The sequence below is a fragment of the Burkholderia aenigmatica genome (genome assembly GCF_048627025.1).
Lineage (GTDB): Bacteria > Pseudomonadota > Gammaproteobacteria > Burkholderiales > Burkholderiaceae > Burkholderia > Burkholderia aenigmatica.
On the sequence record NZ_CP184472.1, the window covers coordinates 87,124 to 104,286 of the forward strand.

Below are 17,163 nucleotides of genomic sequence, written 5' to 3' on the forward strand. Positions count from 1 at the left end.
GTTGCATCGTTCTTTTAAGGCAAGGTCACGAGACCCCACAAAGCATGACCTTCCCCCATAAAGCATGACCGCAACGCCCCATAAACCCTGACCTTTCGCCCCATAAAGCATGACCAATCCTTCCCAAAACCCTTACTGAATAAGGCTCTCGCGGATCTAAAGGTTTTAAAGGGGTTGTCTTTTAAAGGCACCCACAGGTGTTGTGCTTCTATGAAACTGCCCCACCCATCAAACCTGGGGCACGCCGCGCGCCAGCGACAGAAGCAGAGACGTCCACCGCCGGCATCGGCCACCAGCAGTCGCGGCCACACTATTCTTTCGGAAACAACGCCAAGATCTTCTCGCTGATCTCTTGCGCAATCTCTGGAGCTAAGCCTTTCAGCTTCAGCTCAATCCGCCCGTCTTCTTCGAACGATTTAAACTCCCCTTTCGCTCCGCGGAACGTCAGCTGCTCGCGAGTCGACCGAGGCCGCTTAACCGTCCCTTTCGCGGCCGCTTGACGTCGAGCCGCAACATCGCGGTAGCCCATGCCACTTTTGGCAGCCTCGGCGATCAGGTCGAGGGTCTCCTCCTCCCCTTTCACATCCCAGAATTCTCGAATTGCGTTCAGCATTTTGAGAGACAGGAGCTCTGGATACTCGGCAACAGTGTGAACGACCTTGCTCGGCAATTGAGCGAGCGACATGGTTCTGCTCACGTGGTCTTCCCCGAGGTTGAGTGCCTTGGCCAAGGCTGCCTGCGTCGGATAAATCTTCTTTGCAATCAATTCCTTCCATTTGATCGCATCATCCAGCGGGCTTTGATCTCGACGCTCGACGTTCGCGGCACGGGCTTCCTCATACAGTTCCCGGTCGCTCGCCGGCTTTGGACGAATTTCGAGCCGCAACGTGGGCAGCCCTGCCGCACGGGCCCCGCGAAGACGAGTTTCGCCTTCAATGAGCACGACATCCCCCTCCCCATTGGCGTACCCAATTGCCGACATACCCTGTCCACGAGCCACCAGTGAAGCAGCCATCTCAGAAACTGCTGAAGCCGTATATACGACGCGCGGATTGAACGGATTTGATTTTATTTTCCCGATCGGAACGTCATAGACCTGACCTACCTCGTATTTGGCCGGACCTTGGCTCGAGCCAAGATCGCTCCCTTTAGGCAGGGCGCTGGCTACCGCCGCGGGCGTCATGCGAGGATCACCCACGATTGGTGCCGCCGAGGCAGCATCCTCGACTGCAGCGACTCGGTCGGCCGCCACGACCTTTTTTCGAAAAGTAGCCATTATTCTTTCTCCCCGCCATTGATGCGCACGAGGATCTCCCTGTAGACAGCCTCCATCTCGTCAATGGCTTTCTTCGACCGGTCACGGCCCTTCAATTCATGAACTGCCCTGCCCGTTTTTCCGGTGGCAAGCCAGGCTGCTCGTTGGGGGATTTGTGCGTCGAAAAGTCGAATTTCCTCGCTCTCGAAATAGGAGCGGAGGTCGGCAGTCGCCTTAGACCCTTCGATCGGCGAAACCCGGGTCAGCACCACGTATGCGGGGATATCACCGCTTTCATGCCGAGGCCCCATGTCTTTCAGGGTCGAAAATACATTCAAAGTCGACTCGACTTCTTGCTGATCCGCGCCACATGGCACAAGAACGAGATCTGACAGGAGTGCGCACTCGAGCATCGTTCGATAGTTCTGAGCGCCGATGTCCACAACAACGAGGGTGTATTTGTTTGCCAGATTCGCTAGCTCCCGCGCCGGATTTGCCGGCAGAGCAAGCACCGGAATTGCAGGCGTAACACCTTCCTCATTCCGAATTCGCGACCAACTCATCGCAGATCCCTGCTTATCCGTGTCGAGGAGAACGACATCAACGCCTTCCGATGCAGCTAAGGCTGCGATGTGTGTTGCTAGCCGCGTCTTAGCGACACCGCCTTTTTCCGCCCCAATCGTAATGACCATTTTCTCTCCATTCGAAGCGTCGAAGTATTGACAGTCGGATTGTTATTCGTCAGCCAAAACATGTCAAATAATTACGCAATGATTTCTTGTTTTTGCTAATTTGTTGCCGACAAACAACAAACTCAAATTGAATGAACTCGGACGATCTTGGCTCGCGCCAAGATTCCCCGGTCGATGCACGAAAGGTCCGTGCCGATGACTTGACTTTCGATGGACTTGGCTCGAGCCAAGGTCTGGTGGCAGGGGGAAAGGCGGCACAATTTAAGCTCCCGGAACCAGGGCGAATAGGGCGCGCAGAAGTGAAGACTTTGGCCTGAGCCCGTCGCAATCGATCCATCTTGGCTCGAGCCAAGATTCTCGTCTGACGGTGAGCGACGTCGCGCTAACGTAATGCACGCTCAGAATTCCTATAGCCATACCGGTAAAGATCCGCTACTCCGGCCTGGCCTCCAGCACCGACGCCAGCTTAGCGTGGAGAAGTGGCCGATGTTTTTACCGGACTTCAGCCCGCGCAAGCCCAATGAATGGCGCTCCGTCTGGGCTGTCCGCTAGAATCGAATATTTTCGCTTCCCGCTAACACCATGGCTCTGCCCCGCACTGACTTCTTCGATCGCGTCTTGGAGGATGCCTATGATCGGCTGAAGGGGTCTGTCCTCGCCAAGCAGTTTCTATCGGGTGCGTTCCGGCAGGACGGCACCGTGTTCGATGCTGCGACCCTCGTCGAGTTCGACGACATGGAACTCACCAGCGCCGAGTATGCGCAGCTGCTGATGATCTTTACGGACGCGCGCGTCCACGAGCAGGCCCAGTACGGGGTAGGGCCCGACGAGGCGCCGCCGGGCGTGTACTTCACCTCGGTCCAGCCGGCCATCCTGCAGCACCCCCACAAGAACCGGATCGGCGTGTACCGGGACGCGGACGATGGAATATCGTTGTATCTCAGCGACGGCGACGATGACGCGGAGGACGCCCAGGAGCCCGGAACCGTGCATGCGTTGCACATTGATCACCTGTTTCTGCGGCACCAGGCGCCGGACTGGCTCGGCACCGTCGCCTTCGCCCTGTGTGCAATGACCGCACACCGCCTGGGCTATCGTCGAATCACGCTGATCGCAGGGGGAGGGCAGGGGTACGACCCGCATATGATCGGCTACCGGTACTGGCCCAAGCTCGGTTTCGACGCGCCTCTCGATGCGGCCGAGCAGGGCGTCCCTGCGTTCGCCGCCTGCCAGACCGTGCAGGATCTGCTAGAGGTCGACCCGACGTGGTGGGCCGACCACGGCTCGCAGCGGCTGATGGAATTTGACCTCGGTGCCGACAGCCGGTCGTGGACAAAGCTGCTAGACTATCTGCTGGACAAGGGGTTGATATGAGCCACGTGACGAAACCGCTGAAGAAAACCGCGTCAACGACGGCCGCGGTGAAGGTCGTCGTGCGCGTGACGCAGCGTCAGAAGAAGCCGGCGCCGCTGACGGCGACCGGCAAAGCGCAACTGCGAGCGGCGGCCCGCCGGCCGAGCACGCGGGTGACGCCGGAGCTGCCGGAATGGCGCAAAGAGATCTAACCAGGACGGGCCGGTCGGCCCGTTTTTTGTCCGCGTTCAATACCCGAACGCTCATTATCGGCGTGAGAAGACAGCCCGCATGATCGATGCAAACGCATCCCGAACCCGGCTCCGGCCGGGTTTTTCATGGGCTATTCGGTGCTGTATCAAGATATATCTCTAAGCGGCATTGCGCCTGGTCCGCCACTGGACGTGGACCCTCAGGCGTCGCCGCGCCGTTCCGGTCGGCTGGCGGTGCGGATCTCGCCGGCCGCCTCGGCGGCCGCGGCCGTGAACGCCTGCCAGGCGATTTCCAGCTCGATCATCCGGGCCTCGGCGTCCGCTGCCAGCCGTTCCCGGTGAAGCTCCAGCCAGACGGCGAGCGCCTCGGGGTCGGCCCGGTCGTCCGCCCGGCGCCCCGGCGTGGCGAAGTGGCGATGCAGGTCGTTGACCGAGACCGCGTGGCCGAACAGCACGCGCATCAGCTGCCGCGTCGTGGTGATCGTCACGTCGGGCGGGGGCGGGGCGATCGCCTGCACGAACGCGATCACCGCGCGTGCCCGGGCGCGGCGCTTGATGCCGCTCATCAGGCCGCGCAGGTGGCGGCTGCCGATCTCCGGGTGCGCGAGCATGGCCTGCACGGCGTCGTCGTGATCGGCTGGCGTGAAGAAGGGCATGGTCCAACCGTGCTCTATGGAGATATATCTTTATACAGCACGGAATTTCAGTCGTCGAGTCGGGTGCAAAAGTGTCACTTCTGATAACTAGGCTTATCAGGTGTGACACTTTTTGCTGTCAGATTGCCGGTTCCTGGCTATACTTTCGTCTGACCCTTGACGGGCGGGGCCGGGCAGAGGGGCGGCCGCCATCGCCTCGCACGCCGCGCACGAGCAGCCCCGTGCGGCCCGTTACGCTTTCCGTCTCGCCCAATACACCGTCCACCGATCGCGTACCGCCAGGAGCCGTAATGCTGCCCCCTCCCGTTGACCTGACTGACCCGAAGAATGTGCAGCAGGAACTGCTCGACGACGATCGTGCTGTCCGCGACGCGTTCGCCCGGGAGCTCGAGCCCGAGATCGGCTCGCTGGCCGAGGCGCTGGCCAACTGCTTTCGTCGCATTCCACCGTTCCGCGAAGCCGCTGCGCAGGTCGGGACGATTCAAAGTGCGCTGGTCGACGGGTTCTTGCTGGGCGTGCTCGACGACCTCGTCGTGTCCACCAAGCTGCTGCTGGCCGGCAAGACGCCGGCAGCCGGCAATGTGATGCGTCAGGTGATCGAGGGGATCGCGATGGCGGCCATGTGCGTGACGGACCAGTTGCTGGTGATCGAACGGAACAAGAAGCAGGGGGCGATCCGTGCGCGGTATTGGGAAAAGGTCTGGGCGGACGACAGCCGGGTGCACGGGCATCGCGCGGTCGAGCAACTCGGCTGGAACCGCGAGGTGCTGCGCTTCACCGCGGAAGCAGTCGACACGCTGCGGCGCGCCAAGAGGCATTACAACGCGTTCAGCCATTGCGGGAAGGTGACGATCGCCGCCCGAGCCGCGTTGGACGTGCCCGGCGTTTTCTATATTGGCGGGCACTTTGAGGCTGCCAAGCTGGCCGGGTACCGAGCCGAGCTTGGCGAGCGGACCGGGCTATGCCGAGTCCTACCGGTCTTGATTGACCATCTGACCACCGATCTGCAGGCCGCGCCGAAAGCCGCACCGGCTGCGGCCGGCGCAGCCTTGATGACGGCTCGCTGAATAACGTAGAAGGATCTCTATGGCGGCATCTGAAGTAGCAGTGGCGGCGTCTGAAGTCGCAAAAGTCGTGGCGCAAGCACCGGCAGTGAATTGGTGGGGCGTCGTCGCGTCCAGCGCGGTGATTGGCGCCCTGGTCAACGGCGCCTTCAAATGGTGGGGCGACCGTACCGCACGCAGCGACGAGAAGGCGAAGCTCGCCGAACAGCGCGCGCCAGCGCACCTCGAGGTCGCACTGATGCTCGAGGCATTCGCGCGACAAGCGGTCGATTACCTCGACGAGTGGGACACGCGATTCGACGACTGGCTCGTGGAGCAGCACGAGGGGCCTCGGGCCAAACCACGCCCGTGGCCGTCATTGACCCTCGACTTCTCGCTCGTGACGGATTGGACAGCCGTAAGGGTCGAGATCCAGTCGCCGTGTCGCGACCTGCCAGTGGCACTCGCGGCGAGCAGCAAGTGGGTTGGCGCTGCCTACGATGAATGGGCCGATTTCGCAGAACTGGATTGGCTCGACAGCCAACGGGCCACGCTGTACGGATTGCAGGCCAGCGAACTGGCCATGCAGATCCGCGCCGAGATCGCGGCGCCGGCGTCGAACCAGACAGAAAGCATTGTTCGGCTGCGCAGCGAGTTCGATGAGGTCAAGCGCCACTATGTCGACAAACACGGAAAAGTGAACCTGATACCGGATATGAAGGCTCGCTTGCAGCGGGAATGCCCGCAGGTGGCGATGGCGCCGGACCCGGTGCTCGCCCCAGCCGGCGGTTGAGGCGCGACAGGATCCATCGCGGCCGCTGCTGCGTCTGGCGTGGCGATCTGAACGAGGGAAAAGTGATGGCAGTCGAAATAACGACGGGCAGCGTGGTGGGAATCGTGATGTCGAGTACCGTGTTAAGCGCAGCGGTGAACGGGTTGGTGTCGTGGTGGCTGAAACGAGGCGATCGCGAGCGGGAGGACGAAGCGAAAACGAAACGCCGCTCGCTCGCATATCGCGATGCGGCCTACTTGCTCGAGGCATTCGCGAAGCAGGCCGATGACTACTGTGATGCCATCGACCAGGCGTTGCCCGAGTACCGCGCGCACGATATGGAGGCATTCGACACGCTGGATTCCATCCATCTGCGATTCGAATTGCCCTCGGAAACAGTGGTGTCGGAGTTGAATGCCGAACGTGTCGACCAGCTTCGACATCTTCGCGAGGGGCTGGGGCGGAGCGCTGCATGGGTGTCGGGGCAGTCCGCGTGGGCGGGCAAGGACGACCAATACGAGTTCGAAATCCAACGTGCGATCTATTTCGGCTCGGAGGCCTGTCGCCTAGCGGACGCCATTCGGGCCGAGGTCGGTATCGAGCCATATCGGATGACGGTACAGTATCTCGGAGCCTTCGACGCTCAGTTCGACAAGTTGGCGCGGCGGTATGCGAAAAGGCAGGGGCGTCTCGAACTGATTCCCGAACTCGAACCGCGAATGAAGGGCCGACATCCCGACCGGTTAGCTGCCGAGTCCGAGGGCGACCTGTGAAGGCGTCGGCTCAACGGCGCGACGCCACCCAGGTTGCGAATCCATCGCGGTCGTTGCGGCGCCTGACGCCGGCCCACTTCGCGCTGTATCGCGCGTATCTGGAAGGGCTCGACGAACCGGTGCTGCACGCGCACTACGGCGTGCCGGGCACCGACGTGCGCGTAACGCGCCGCACGCTGGCGACGCTGCGCGACACGTTGACGATTGCCGCGCGCCGCGCGCGCGACGTCGATGCCGCGCACCTGCTGCGCCTGAAACCGGGCAGCCTGCCGCGCGACGCGCATGCGGGGGGCGCCGAGGGTGGGGCGGTCGAGGTGCCGACGCTCGAGGCGTTCCGCGCCGCGGTGGATCCGGACGCGTTCTACAGCGAGCGCGAGCTGGTCGCGCTGTACGTCGAAACCTATCCGCCGGCGTCGTCGGTCACGCTCGACCGCAAGGTCGCGCGCAATCGGCGTCTGCGCGATCGACAGGATGCCGCGCTCGCGCGCATGGAAGCGAGTCTCGTCGAGGCGCCGCAGCTGGACCACATGCTCGACGGCTGGTTCGATGCCCGGCTGGTCGCGCGGCTCGCGGATGCCGGCGTCGCGACCTTCGCGCAGCTGCTCGCGCTGATGCGCGCGCGGCGCCAGCGCTGGTATCGCGCGGTGCCGCGCCTGGGCAAGGTCGGCGCGCAGCGCCTCACCGACTTCCTCTTGCAGCACCCCGACACGCTGGGTTACCTGTCGCCGCTTGCGGTTACGCCGCGTCGGCAGCTGGCCGCGGGCCACCCCGTGCTGCAGCCGGTGCCGGGCGCGCTCGCCGACGTGGTGCCGCTCGAGGCGCTGCGCGTGCCGGCCGCGCTCGATGGCTCGGCCGGCCTGAACCGCGCACCGGTGCCCGCGCATCAGGCCGAACTGAACACCGACCTGCAGGCGGTACACGCGTGGATCGCGACGCGGGGCGCGCGCAGCGAGGCGACCCGCCGCGCGTACCGGCGCGAAGCCGAACGGCTGCTGCTGTGGGCGATCGTCGTGAAGGGCAAGCCGCTGTCGTCGCTGAACACGCTGGACTGCGCCGACTACCTCGACGGATTCCTGCGGGATCCGCAACCCGCCGCGCGCTGGATCGGGCGCGGCCGCGTCGAGCGGTTTAATCCGGCCTGGCGGCCGTTCGTGGGCCCGCTGTCGGAGCGCAGCCGCGACACCGCGCGGCGGATCCTCAATGCGATGGGCGCATGGCTGGTCGGCCAGCAGTACCTGCGCGTGAATCCGTTCGGCGGACTGCCGGCCGCGCCGTCGGTGCCGATCGACGCGACCGGTCGCACGCTGACGCGCGCGCAGTGGCAATACGTGCTGCAGACCGTGCTGCGACCGCAGTCGGCTTTCGACGTGTCGGGCGAACAAGCAGCGAATCAGGCGGCGAATCGGGCAGCAGACACGCGCGATGCGTTTCTGCTGCTGTTCGCTTATGCAACCGGGCTGCGTCGCGCCGAGCTCGCCGCGGCGACGATCGGTGCACTGACGCGCACCGCGCTCGACGGCGCCTTGGACGACGCGTGGAGCCTGCGCGTGATGGGCAAGGGCCGGCGCGCGCGCACCGTGCCGATGCCGCGGCGCCTCATCGACGCGCTGCGTGAGCAACTGCGCAACCGACCGGTGCCGCTCACGCTCGAGACGGCGCCGCCCGACACGCCGTTGATCGCCCACCTGGTGACGGGTGAAGCGTTGCAGCCGGACGGGGTAGGGTGGCTCTTCAAGGGGATCTTTGCGCGGGCGGCCGACCAACTGGCGATCGCGTACCCGAACGCGGCCGCCGACCTGCGCCGCGCCAGCACGCATTGGCTGCGCCACACCTTTGCGAACCACGGTCTGGACGCCGGCGCCGACATCCGTGATATGCAGGAGCTGCTCGGCCATGCGAGCCTGGGCACCACCACGCTCTACACCAAGGCGGACGCGGTGCGCCAGTTCCAGTCGGTCGAGACGTTTTTCAACGCGGCGCTCGATGGTGCCGACGAAGCGGGCGGGGCTGCGATCGCGACGCCGGTGGCCGCCCCGCGCCCCGCGCCGAGCCAAGTGTCGCACGCCGTCGAGGCGGATCCCGCCGGGGCAGTGCCGATGGTGGCCGTGCACGTGACGCTGAAGGTCGAGCCGAAGCGCGACGGCGGCCGTGGCCGGGCTCGCGTGATTGAGCGCGTCGAGCGCGAGGTGCTGGCCGGCGTGACACGCACCCCGACTCGAGACGGCGCGACCGTGCTGCAAGTGCCGTTCGATGACGATGAGGCGTTCGACCGGCGCGTCGACGACTTGCTGGTCGCGATCGCGCTGACGGCCGAGCAGCATCGTTGTACGTCGGAGTGTGAGGCTTGGGCAGTCGTCGCGGGCGAGCGCTGGACCTGGTGAGAGGACGGCCGGTTCTATCAGCGCGGGAGCGATGGGCATTGCGGCGATCGTCTCCGCGAGATCTTGCCTACGTCACGGGATAAGCCCGAGCTTACGCAGCACCGAGGCGTGGACAACGGCGTCGGGCAGGTCGGGCACGAGCAACCGATTTCTGAATTTCGTGCCGTGCACCGACAATGGATCGCGGCGCTCGGAATTTCCGAGCGAAAAAGGAGAGAAGATGACAACGGATCAAGGCAAGGACACGCCGGACATGGAGGCGGCTCGGACGGAGTTGCGCAATCTCCGCAAGCGCTTCTACGACGCCTATAAGGCGCGGGGTGCGCTTCAGGAGCGCAAGAGCGAAGAAAACCCCGCGGTGCTGATTCGGCCGGACGCGGACGAAGAGGTGGAACAGGCGATTTCCCACCAGGACGCGTTGCTTGAGGAACTGACCGCACTCGCTTCCAGGTTCCTCGAACAATTCAATGCCCAGCCGGGGTCCGAGGCATTTCACTATCTGATCGAGCACGATTCGATGCTGGAGTCGATATTCGATGCTTCGCCGCTTCAAATGGCGATTAAAAAAGGGACCTTGCGCCGGCCCGTGATGATAACGACGGCGGATGGTCGGAAGCTGGAGTGGATCGGCCTGTTTCTGGCGAGTGGTCAATGGGTGGGTCTGGAGAACGGCGAGGCAGAGGAACTGCTGTCCCCGCAAGAACAAGAGATCGCGAAAGAGGGTTGCTATGTCGAGCCAGATCTAGACGTTCAGCTTATCAAGGACGGCGAACTCGTGGACGGGACTTTGACGAGCGATGGCATGTTCTTTCCGATCGACGGGCCGCTCGCGTTTCTCAATTCGCACCGCACGGTAGCAGATCCTGAGTGAGCGCGTGACCTTCGCGCGCGAGAACGTTCGGACTGACCTGGTCGAGACAAACGTCGCGACCACGCCCGTCACTCCGAAGCACGCCGAGTTGCTGACCGCGTTCGCGACGCGTGCTATTCGGTGACGCGTGACGAGATCACGCGGTCCTGAACGACAGACGAACCCGGCTGCGGCCGGGTTTTTGTTGCATACCGTTAATGGGCCGTAACACCATTGCTGAACGCACGACTTGGGCTCCGCCGGCACGCGAGGCGGAGAAGGCGCGCCGCACACGGCCGGTACGATTTAGGAGGGACATTTCATGAAGCTGGTTGCGATCATCGCAGTAGTCGTTGTTTTGATGGGTGGTGTGCTGACCGTCCGTGATGCGTGCGATCGCGGTCAATGCCTAGCTGCCCTGGGCTTGAAAGCGCCGCCGGGTGCCCGCTGAACAGACCGAAATCGACGGGGAGGTCACGCTATAGGTGCCGTACCCTATATACCAATGCCGCTAACTCCTGTTAGCGGCATTGCGTTTAATGGCTCAAAACCCCGTAGGGGCGGTTTATGCCTGTCCTTGACACGTCTTAAAGACGTGCTATGCTGAGTCATACGTCTTTAAGACGGGTTCGGTTCAGGAGGCATCATGTCGGTGTTGTACGTATACCGCTGCCCGGCCTGCGGCAAACGCGGCCAGGTCCATCATCCGGACGACAGCTACGACGGCGCGGCGGCCACCTGCGAGAAATGCTACGGCCCAGTCGCGCTGGAGTGGGACGGGGGCGTGACCCTCGAAGTGGCGCCGTACGACGGCGGGCCGACGTCCGACGAGATCAAGTCAGCCCGCCTGCGCGGCCGGCGCACTCAGGCGCAGGTCGCCGCGCTGCTCGGCGTGAAGGAGCGCCAGGTCCAGCGCTGGGAGGCCGGCCAGGCGCCGATGCCGATCGCCGCCTGGTTGCTGCTGCGCCGTTCGTGGGGCTATCGGTTTCCGTGCGACTTCGCGCCTGCGCCGGGCCCGATGACGCGCGGCTGCGACCCGCTGCGCGATCGCCCGCGCGACACCATCGAGCGCGGCGACGTGGTCGAGCTGCAGCCGGTCGACGGCCCGCTGCTGCGCGCGACCGTATGCCTGGATCGCGCGCACGACGGCCTGGCCGACGAAGACAGCTATGGCGCGTTCGTCAGCGAGTTCGTCGGCGCCGCCGGCGCCGGCGACGCATATCGCGGTTTCTTCATTCCGGAGCGCGTGACGTTCGCGCGCGCGAATGTGATCCACCTCGAGCAGCGCGTGCCGCCCGCGGCGCCGCGATCGATCGGAGCGTGAACCCGTGAACAACACTTTGAACTACGCGGCGATCACCGCGCGCGCCGAGCGGGAACTGCGCGACTACCTCGCAATGGCGGCCGAGCGCCACGCGGCCGATGATCCCAGTGGCGAGGCGATCGCGCGAGGCGCCGCGCTCGGCGTGCTGTCTCTGTGGGAGGGACTCGTCGCCGAGCTCGATGCGCGGCACGCCCCCACGTATCTGGCCGACCGCAGCCGATTATCGGCGCTGATTCATCCGGACGCGGTGCCGGACGACCAACCCTGAACGGAGTTCCGCGATGCGCAAGGAATACGACCTGCAGACCGACGTGCTCGCGACGATCGTCGCGGCGACGCCCGTCGCTCCGAAGCACGCCGAGTTGTTGACGGCGCTCGCGACGCGCACGGAGTTTCGTGCCGCGCGCTACGTGATGACCCGAGACGACTTCGGCGAGCAGCCGGCGCGCGTCGTCGACGCCGACGGGCGCGAGATCGCGGCCGACTACCGCGCGTGGATCGACGCGCAGCTCGCCGCGCACGGCTCGGTGCGCGAGGTGTGGTACGCGCACAAGGATAGCGGCTACCGGTTAGTCGAGATCCAGCCGCGGCGCCACTACTTCGCGCACGACCGCGGCGGCGACCAGGACAACTTCGTGCAGATCGAAGTCTGGGAAGAGCAGGAGTTCGTGGAACGCGAGGTGTTCCCGCGCGACGCCGCATGGGGCCTGCCGGATGCCGATGAGCTTCGCCGGGGCTACCTGCGCGGAGCTGCCGTCACCCAGTTCGAGCGACGCGAACTCGGCACGCCACGTTATCGCCTCGCGGCGGTGATCGACATGCAGCGCTTCGCCGCGATCGCCGAGGCGACCTATCGCGAGCGACGTCAGCGCGAAGGCGATCGCCGGTTCGTCGAGACGAACCGGGAGACCGGCGAAGAGCGCGTGATCAGCGTGCGCGACCTCTCGCCCGGCTACGACCGGCAGCAGTGGCGCGGCCGCCGTTTCTTCGACGACTGGGCCACGTCGAGCGCGGGCCGCGCCGGCGAGCGCGCGTGTTTGCGCTGGGCGTTCGCAACGTCGGACTACGCGAGCCCGGCCGACGATCGGCAGTTGGACTTTATCCCGTGGTGGGCGCACACAAGGAAGATCGCAGAATTGAAGAACACGGCGAAGCTCGACGCCTACAGCCTGTATGGCAAGCTCACGCAGTTTGACGAGCGGATCGGCCATCGCTTCGCCTGGTTCTTCTACGGCGTGCACGGCAACCTGATCAAGGAAGGGCAGATGACGCGCGTGCTCGAGGCGGCCGAGGCCGGCCTGATCGTTCTGCCCGAGCACGATTATCAGGTGCTGCGGCGCTGGGGCGACGACACGTACTGGTTTTGAGACCCTTCCCAATGTAGGACCGATATGCTCCTTCCGGAGAAAGCACGCTCATGAAAAAATTGATTGTCGGCCTCGCACTGATTGCTGCGTCCGTGGCTTGCCATGCGCAGAACGCCTCGCGGCCTATTTTCGTGCCGGGTGGGTTTGTTGACGGGAATGCGTATCAGCAGTTTGGCACGTTGGAAAGACAGCGCTATCTGGAAGGAGTCTTCGACGGAATCTTCTATGCGCCGGCCATTGCGATGAAGGATCTACCGCGCTCGGTGAAGCTTCACAATTGTGCCGTCGGCCATGGAATGACCAACGTGCAGATGGCGGCGATCGTCGACAAGTACATGACCGACAATCCCGAACGTTGGGGAGATCCAATGACCGCCAACGCTTACATGGCAATGATTCTGGCATGCCGAAAACTCGGCACCCCTGCGGAATAGTCGACGATCACGGAGGACATCATGTTTCGCAGCTGGATGGCGCGGTTGACATGCTTGATGGGCTTGCATCGCTGGGTGCAGCATTCGAGTTACCACTACATCCTGAATGACAGTGGGCTTCACGCGTATCAGTGCGAGCGGTGTGACAAGGTTCGCTCGTCGGGTGTCCCGAACCAATGAGTAAAGCGGCCCCTCGTAACCGCCGGCCGATGACGCGGGCGCAGCTGCTGCCGCTGCCGCCGGCCGAGCTGCGTCGGATCCAGTTGAAACACCACGTCGCGCTTGCCGCACTGCGTGGCGGTCAGGCGGACGTCGCGCAGCTGGCGACGTTGATGAACGCGATTTATCTCACGTACTTCCTTGATCGGACCGACCCTGCGCCGCCCCGGCGCGCTGAGGCAGCCGTCAATCAATGCGTTGCGCGCGCAGAGCGTGGCGAGCCGTGGGCTGTCACCGATCTCGAGCGTGCGGCGATCGAGCAGTTGCAGCGCGCCAGCACTGCTGACCCGATCATGTCACCGATCCCTGCCGGCTGAGTGATGGACGACCGACTCGACCCGCAACACGGTTCCGCCTCCGCGCTCACCACCATCCGGGCGGCTCTCGTGGATGCGTCGACCTCGCTGATTGATCGGCCAGTCGAACTCGACCGGGATCTGATCGCGTCGACCTTCGGGCTGTCGTGGTACGCGGCTACCAGGAACGAGGGGCGAGCGCAGGCGACTCGCACGCTGTATCTCGACGTCCCGGTACGGAGCATCGTAGGTCTGTTCCACCGCAGTTTTGCACCCGACGCGCGTACCTGGCGCGAACTGCTCGCCGGCCTGCACGGCAAAGGCTGGGGGCCGGAGACATTGCGCTATTTCGAGTCGGAATTGGGTGATGATTTTTTCCCGGCGCCCTGTAGCGCCTATGGGCTGCGTCTACGATCGTGGGGCGGTGCGCTCGTGTGCTCGAACGGCATGCACCGACTGGTCGCTGGCGCGTGCTGGCTGGCGGCCCGCCAGGGCGATAACGCGACCTTTCGGAAGGTGCGCGTCGAGTATCACCCGTTGCGCGAGCAGGCCGTCGCCGTGATGACTGAAGCACATCGGCGCGGGGAGTTGGTCGAGGCGCTGCACAACAAGGACTCCGTGACCATGGCAATCCGCACTCGCTCGGCGAAGCGATACCGTTACTGGAGGCTGGACGGCGAAGCGGCCGTAGCGGTTCCGGCGCCGGGCGGCTGGCCCAACCGGTTGCGGCGGTGCGTCGGTTTGCCGACACGCGTAGACCGGCTGCACTGGGAATCTGTTCCGCCGGCCGTGATCGACGCGCTGGCCGATGACGGCTGGCTGCGCACGCAACTCGACAACCCGCGTTATCCGGAAGCACTGCCTTATTGACCATCATGGCCAACCGTCCCCGGCAGTAGGAACGGCTGCAGCAGCGTACTTACAGCAGCACTGAATTCACGGCACGGTGCGCGTGTCGAAGGGCCGCCGATCGAGACGATCGAGCGCCTGCACTGCGACCCCGACGCAGTCGAACCGGTTGGCGTCGCGCAGGTGCTGCGCGCGATGCTCGAAGGTTCGTCGGCGCTGCTGATGTCGCACCTGTAGGCGGCCGCCTTGCGAGCGAGGGGATGCTCGGCGAGCTCGTCGCTCTGGCGACCGGTGGTGGGGCCGACAAGCCCCCCGATTCGACTGTACACGGTCGGGTCGACCGCAACACGAGTCCGTAACGGAAAGACGGCGAAAACAGCCTGACCGTCAAGCAAGCGAGCTATCGTCCGGTCCCGGGTCCGCTCATTTTCGCGCATGCATGAAAATATGCACGGTCTGAGACGACGTCGGGAATGCATGCAGCTACGAAAGCGACTTACCCGGCAGCTCGGAGAGCAATTCCACCAAGTCCAACTGCCCAGGTACCGAGTGAGCTACACGCGATCGCCGCGGCCGCTGATGATCTGCGCGCTTGAGCGCACGTGCGATTGCACCAATCTCGGTCCATATGGCGTCAGCTTGGTCGGCCGACAGAGTTTCTGCGGCGACCTCAAGGGCCCGAGCAAGCTCTCCGAGCGCGTTCGGCGCCGAGTGCGTCACTTCGCGCATGGCTGCGTACTCGTTGAGCTGCTGCTGAGCGTCGAGCCACTTGTTCAGGGCCTTTAGCTCGACCGACGAAAGCTCCGCGAGGAGCGCGCCGGGCGGTGCTGCCGAGGATCTAAATGTGCCAATGACCACTTGGCGTTTTCGGTTGGTGCCGGGACGCACCTCAAGACGCAACAGCTTGACCGTTTGCCCGTGTTCACGAATCAGCATAGGTTCAAAACGCGATCTCAATGTTCAACAGGATACCTCAGGCCCGCCTACAGCGAGAACTCGACATCTGCGCCTACATTTATGAGGGGGCAAAACCTACAGCGATCGCTCCATGTTCTTGATGGTCTCGTCCAGCATCTGACGGGCGAACTTCAACGTCCGCAATTGAAGCGCCTGAAGAGAGTCGCTAGCCTTGGCCATGCCCCCGATGCGGATGTCAATCTGGTCGGGAAGAAGATCGTTCACGCCATGATCGCGTACGACGACGGCGGATAGATAGGCGGAGCTGTCCATGCGGTGATCATTCGGATGGGTCAGATCGACCCCGGATTTGCACACCTTCCCGCCGAGATAGAACGGGGCTTCGCAGGACTCGTCATTCGTCATTTCAGATGGCTCCAAGGACCTTGACCGGATAACTGTAGCGTACTGGCACTTCGAGAGTGCGGTCGGCGATTGAAGAGAGGATACCGGCGGGCAGCGTTTTTCAGAAAGGCTGCAGCGAAGCACCAACGAAAAAACCCTCGACTTCAGCGAAGTTGAGGGTGGTTGGGTCAGATGCGGCATCCGCGGGGATGAGTCCCAGCTGCATGCAGGTGTCGGCAGAACGACCAGCGATCGGTTGATCGCCGCGTCATGATGGCAAGGCTCCTCGCCTATCAACGAGCCACGGCGTTTGCTGTTTCCAAACACCGTCCTCGAAATCGATACGACCAGCGTTGATGAGCCGGGCAGTTCGATCCCTGACGTGATGGCCGGGGCATTCCGTGGTCAGCGTCGCCTCGGCGAGGTTGCATTGTTTACAGATAGAGAGGCCGCTGTAGACCACAAGTCGATAGAACGGGGTTTCGGGGTCGACATTGCGCTCGGCCAGGTCGCGCGGGGTGTAGAACGCGTGCTCCAAAGTGGATCTCCTGGGGTAGTGAAAGCGAACACGGAGAACCGGGTTCATTTGAATAGACGTAGCCCGAGGAAATGCCGGAGGCGCTTTGGAATGGCAGAGAACCGTTGGCTGCATGCTCGGGTTCTACGGATAGTCGACGTTGTGGTTGGAGAGGTTGCTGGCACAATCGGCGCGCACGCCATCGAGAAGCGCTGCAGGAACTGTCAGACCTAGCTCGGCTAGCTTCCCTTCGAAGTACGAAAAGTCACGACATCCCCATGCGCCTTGATCGGAGAGGTTCGAGTACAGGTACCCGGCGTCTTCCGCTTCGGGTTCGGTCTCGGCCGGATTGACGATCTCGATGATCAGGTAGTACTGGTGCAACGGACGATCCCAACCGGCTTGGATACGCACAGCTCGGCCCTTATGTGACGTTCTGTGGATGTGCGAGCTCATAAATGGCCTTTTTCCTCGAGTATCGATCCAACGACGCCGGAAGACGCCGGGCCCCATGGAGTTGAGGTGGCGTCGCGCCGGTGACGCCCCAGACCGCGGACAACCGCGGGGCATATTGGCACGCGAGCGAATTCAGCAGAAACGGTTGTACGCGCCGGTATTCCGCGTAGACAGGATGGAAGCAATCGATGCCGTGGCTATCGTCGGCGGAACCGTCATCGGCTCGCTCAACGCGTGCATCGCGGCTACCGGCGGCCTTCCGCATCGCGGGCAACTCCGGTCAGCTGGCGCAACCGACACGATCAACGCGACGCGCGAATCGTTTCCGGAAAACTCCCATCCATTGGAAGATCGTGCTCACGGAGTCGCCACACTGCATACGCGTGTGCGGCACATAACAACAGTCTGTGGG

The 17,163-nt window shown here is 63.5% G+C and carries 21 protein-coding genes; 14 read left to right on the forward strand and 7 right to left on the reverse strand.

All coding sequences use genetic code 11. The annotated features are described in order from the left end of the window. Positions 1 to 310: 310 nt before the first annotated feature. The gene (locus ACN8ZM_RS40150; protein WP_420213428.1) at positions 311 to 1,276 is read right to left on the reverse strand and encodes a ParB/RepB/Spo0J family partition protein; all 966 of its coding nucleotides are present in this window, start codon (positions 1,274 to 1,276) and stop codon (positions 311 to 313) included. After that, positions 1,276 to 1,947 carry an AAA family ATPase gene (locus tag ACN8ZM_RS40155; protein ID WP_420213429.1) on the reverse strand — a complete coding sequence of 224 codons (672 nt, stop codon included), beginning with the start codon at positions 1,945 to 1,947 and terminating at the stop codon, positions 1,276 to 1,278. The genes ACN8ZM_RS40150 and ACN8ZM_RS40155 overlap by 1 nt, the downstream gene beginning before the upstream one ends. Before the next feature lie 582 nt (positions 1,948 to 2,529). Here ACN8ZM_RS40155 and ACN8ZM_RS40160 point away from each other — a divergent pair. Next, positions 2,530 to 3,321 (forward strand): hypothetical protein, encoded by a 792-nt coding sequence (locus tag ACN8ZM_RS40160; protein WP_420213430.1) that lies wholly within the window; start codon positions 2,530 to 2,532, stop codon positions 3,319 to 3,321. Between the two features lie 5 nt (positions 3,322 to 3,326). Then, positions 3,327 to 3,512, forward strand: a complete 186-nt coding sequence (locus ACN8ZM_RS40165) for a hypothetical protein (RefSeq protein ID WP_420213431.1) — start codon at positions 3,327 to 3,329, stop codon at positions 3,510 to 3,512. A gap of 200 nt (positions 3,513 to 3,712) precedes the next feature. On the opposite strand, the gene ACN8ZM_RS40170 is transcribed toward ACN8ZM_RS40165, so the two are convergent. Then, the gene (locus ACN8ZM_RS40170) at positions 3,713 to 4,168 is read right to left on the reverse strand and encodes a hypothetical protein (RefSeq protein WP_420213432.1); all 456 of its coding nucleotides are present in this window, start codon (positions 4,166 to 4,168) and stop codon (positions 3,713 to 3,715) included. A gap of 290 nt (positions 4,169 to 4,458) precedes the next feature. Here ACN8ZM_RS40170 and ACN8ZM_RS40175 point away from each other — a divergent pair, with 290 nt between their 5' ends. The 12 genes from ACN8ZM_RS40175 (at position 4,459) to ACN8ZM_RS40230 (ending at position 14,497) form a co-directional block, all read left to right on the forward strand. Then, positions 4,459 to 5,235 (forward strand): hypothetical protein, encoded by a 777-nt coding sequence (locus tag ACN8ZM_RS40175; protein WP_420213433.1) that lies wholly within the window; start codon positions 4,459 to 4,461, stop codon positions 5,233 to 5,235. A gap of 19 nt (positions 5,236 to 5,254) precedes the next feature. Next, positions 5,255 to 6,004 (forward strand): hypothetical protein, encoded by a 750-nt coding sequence (locus tag ACN8ZM_RS40180; protein ID WP_420213434.1) that lies wholly within the window; start codon positions 5,255 to 5,257, stop codon positions 6,002 to 6,004. 65 nt (positions 6,005 to 6,069) lie between these two features. Further along, on the forward strand, positions 6,070 to 6,756 hold the full coding sequence (locus tag ACN8ZM_RS40185) for a hypothetical protein (protein WP_420213435.1): 687 nt from the start codon (positions 6,070 to 6,072) through the stop codon (positions 6,754 to 6,756). Continuing rightward, positions 6,753 to 9,137, forward strand: a complete 2,385-nt coding sequence (locus tag ACN8ZM_RS40190) for a phage integrase family protein (protein WP_420213436.1) — start codon at positions 6,753 to 6,755, stop codon at positions 9,135 to 9,137. Before ACN8ZM_RS40185 ends, ACN8ZM_RS40190 begins: the two co-directional genes overlap by 4 nt. A 220-nt stretch (positions 9,138 to 9,357) precedes the next feature. Continuing rightward, positions 9,358 to 10,008: a hypothetical protein gene (locus tag ACN8ZM_RS40195; RefSeq protein ID WP_420213437.1), complete on the forward strand. Its 651-nt coding sequence runs from the start codon at positions 9,358 to 9,360 to the stop codon at positions 10,006 to 10,008. Between the two features lie 301 nt (positions 10,009 to 10,309). After that, complete coding sequence (locus ACN8ZM_RS40200) at positions 10,310 to 10,438, forward strand: hypothetical protein (protein ID WP_420213438.1); 129 nt, start codon at positions 10,310 to 10,312, stop codon at positions 10,436 to 10,438. Positions 10,439 to 10,633: 195 nt separating this feature from the next. Then, positions 10,634 to 11,311 (forward strand): helix-turn-helix domain-containing protein, encoded by a 678-nt coding sequence (locus ACN8ZM_RS40205; RefSeq protein WP_420213439.1) that lies wholly within the window; start codon positions 10,634 to 10,636, stop codon positions 11,309 to 11,311. Positions 11,312 to 11,315: 4 nt separating this feature from the next. Next, positions 11,316 to 11,579 (forward strand): hypothetical protein, encoded by a 264-nt coding sequence (locus tag ACN8ZM_RS40210; RefSeq protein ID WP_420213440.1) that lies wholly within the window; start codon positions 11,316 to 11,318, stop codon positions 11,577 to 11,579. A 13-nt stretch (positions 11,580 to 11,592) separates the two neighbouring features. Then, positions 11,593 to 12,678: a hypothetical protein gene (locus ACN8ZM_RS40215; protein ID WP_420213441.1), complete on the forward strand. Its 1,086-nt coding sequence runs from the start codon at positions 11,593 to 11,595 to the stop codon at positions 12,676 to 12,678. A 50-nt stretch (positions 12,679 to 12,728) separates the two neighbouring features. Then, positions 12,729 to 13,112 carry a hypothetical protein gene (locus tag ACN8ZM_RS40220; RefSeq protein WP_420213442.1) on the forward strand — a complete coding sequence of 128 codons (384 nt, stop codon included), beginning with the start codon at positions 12,729 to 12,731 and terminating at the stop codon, positions 13,110 to 13,112. 209 nt (positions 13,113 to 13,321) lie between these two features. Then, positions 13,322 to 13,648 (forward strand): hypothetical protein, encoded by a 327-nt coding sequence (locus ACN8ZM_RS40225; protein ID WP_420213443.1) that lies wholly within the window; start codon positions 13,322 to 13,324, stop codon positions 13,646 to 13,648. Positions 13,649 to 13,651: 3 nt separating this feature from the next. After that, complete coding sequence (locus ACN8ZM_RS40230) at positions 13,652 to 14,497, forward strand: hypothetical protein (protein WP_420213444.1); 846 nt, start codon at positions 13,652 to 13,654, stop codon at positions 14,495 to 14,497. Positions 14,498 to 14,959: 462 nt separating this feature from the next. Here the strand turns inward: ACN8ZM_RS40230 and ACN8ZM_RS40235 are convergent, their stop codons facing one another. The 4 genes from ACN8ZM_RS40235 to ACN8ZM_RS40250 all read right to left on the reverse strand — a co-directional run bounded on the left by ACN8ZM_RS40235 (position 14,960) and on the right by ACN8ZM_RS40250 (position 16,751). Beyond that, complete coding sequence (locus tag ACN8ZM_RS40235; protein WP_420213445.1) at positions 14,960 to 15,412, reverse strand: hypothetical protein; 453 nt, start codon at positions 15,410 to 15,412, stop codon at positions 14,960 to 14,962. A gap of 96 nt (positions 15,413 to 15,508) precedes the next feature. Next, a complete protein-coding gene (locus ACN8ZM_RS40240; protein ID WP_420213446.1) occupies positions 15,509 to 15,799 on the reverse strand; it encodes a hypothetical protein in 291 nt (96 codons plus the stop codon). Between the two features lie 247 nt (positions 15,800 to 16,046). Then, positions 16,047 to 16,316 (reverse strand): hypothetical protein, encoded by a 270-nt coding sequence (locus ACN8ZM_RS40245; RefSeq protein ID WP_420213447.1) that lies wholly within the window; start codon positions 16,314 to 16,316, stop codon positions 16,047 to 16,049. Between the two features lie 123 nt (positions 16,317 to 16,439). After that, a complete protein-coding gene (locus ACN8ZM_RS40250; RefSeq protein WP_420213448.1) occupies positions 16,440 to 16,751 on the reverse strand; it encodes a hypothetical protein in 312 nt (103 codons plus the stop codon). Positions 16,752 to 17,163: the final 412 nt, after the last annotated feature.

Coding starts and splice junctions, on each gene's coding strand:
- ACN8ZM_RS40150 (WP_420213428.1), bottom strand. CDS start 1,276: ATGGCTACTTTTCGAAAAAAGGTCGTGGCGGCCGACCGAGTCGCTGCA.
- ACN8ZM_RS40155 (WP_420213429.1), bottom strand. CDS start 1,947: ATGGTCATTACGATTGGGGCGGAAAAAGGCGGTGTCGCTAAGACGCGG.
- ACN8ZM_RS40160 (WP_420213430.1), top strand. CDS start 2,530: ATGGCTCTGCCCCGCACTGACTTCTTCGATCGCGTCTTGGAGGATGCC.
- ACN8ZM_RS40170 (WP_420213432.1), bottom strand. CDS start 4,168: ATGCCCTTCTTCACGCCAGCCGATCACGACGACGCCGTGCAGGCCATG.
- ACN8ZM_RS40175 (WP_420213433.1), top strand. CDS start 4,459: ATGCTGCCCCCTCCCGTTGACCTGACTGACCCGAAGAATGTGCAGCAG.
- ACN8ZM_RS40180 (WP_420213434.1), top strand. CDS start 5,255: ATGGCGGCATCTGAAGTAGCAGTGGCGGCGTCTGAAGTCGCAAAAGTC.
- ACN8ZM_RS40185 (WP_420213435.1), top strand. CDS start 6,070: ATGGCAGTCGAAATAACGACGGGCAGCGTGGTGGGAATCGTGATGTCG.
- ACN8ZM_RS40195 (WP_420213437.1), top strand. CDS start 9,358: ATGACAACGGATCAAGGCAAGGACACGCCGGACATGGAGGCGGCTCGG.
- ACN8ZM_RS40200 (WP_420213438.1), top strand. CDS start 10,310: ATGAAGCTGGTTGCGATCATCGCAGTAGTCGTTGTTTTGATGGGTGGT.
- ACN8ZM_RS40205 (WP_420213439.1), top strand. CDS start 10,634: ATGTCGGTGTTGTACGTATACCGCTGCCCGGCCTGCGGCAAACGCGGC.
- ACN8ZM_RS40215 (WP_420213441.1), top strand. CDS start 11,593: ATGCGCAAGGAATACGACCTGCAGACCGACGTGCTCGCGACGATCGTC.
- ACN8ZM_RS40220 (WP_420213442.1), top strand. CDS start 12,729: ATGAAAAAATTGATTGTCGGCCTCGCACTGATTGCTGCGTCCGTGGCT.
- ACN8ZM_RS40225 (WP_420213443.1), top strand. CDS start 13,322: ATGACGCGGGCGCAGCTGCTGCCGCTGCCGCCGGCCGAGCTGCGTCGG.
- ACN8ZM_RS40230 (WP_420213444.1), top strand. CDS start 13,652: ATGGACGACCGACTCGACCCGCAACACGGTTCCGCCTCCGCGCTCACC.
- ACN8ZM_RS40235 (WP_420213445.1), bottom strand. CDS start 15,412: ATGCTGATTCGTGAACACGGGCAAACGGTCAAGCTGTTGCGTCTTGAG.
- ACN8ZM_RS40240 (WP_420213446.1), bottom strand. CDS start 15,799: ATGACGAATGACGAGTCCTGCGAAGCCCCGTTCTATCTCGGCGGGAAG.
- ACN8ZM_RS40250 (WP_420213448.1), bottom strand. CDS start 16,751: ATGAGCTCGCACATCCACAGAACGTCACATAAGGGCCGAGCTGTGCGT.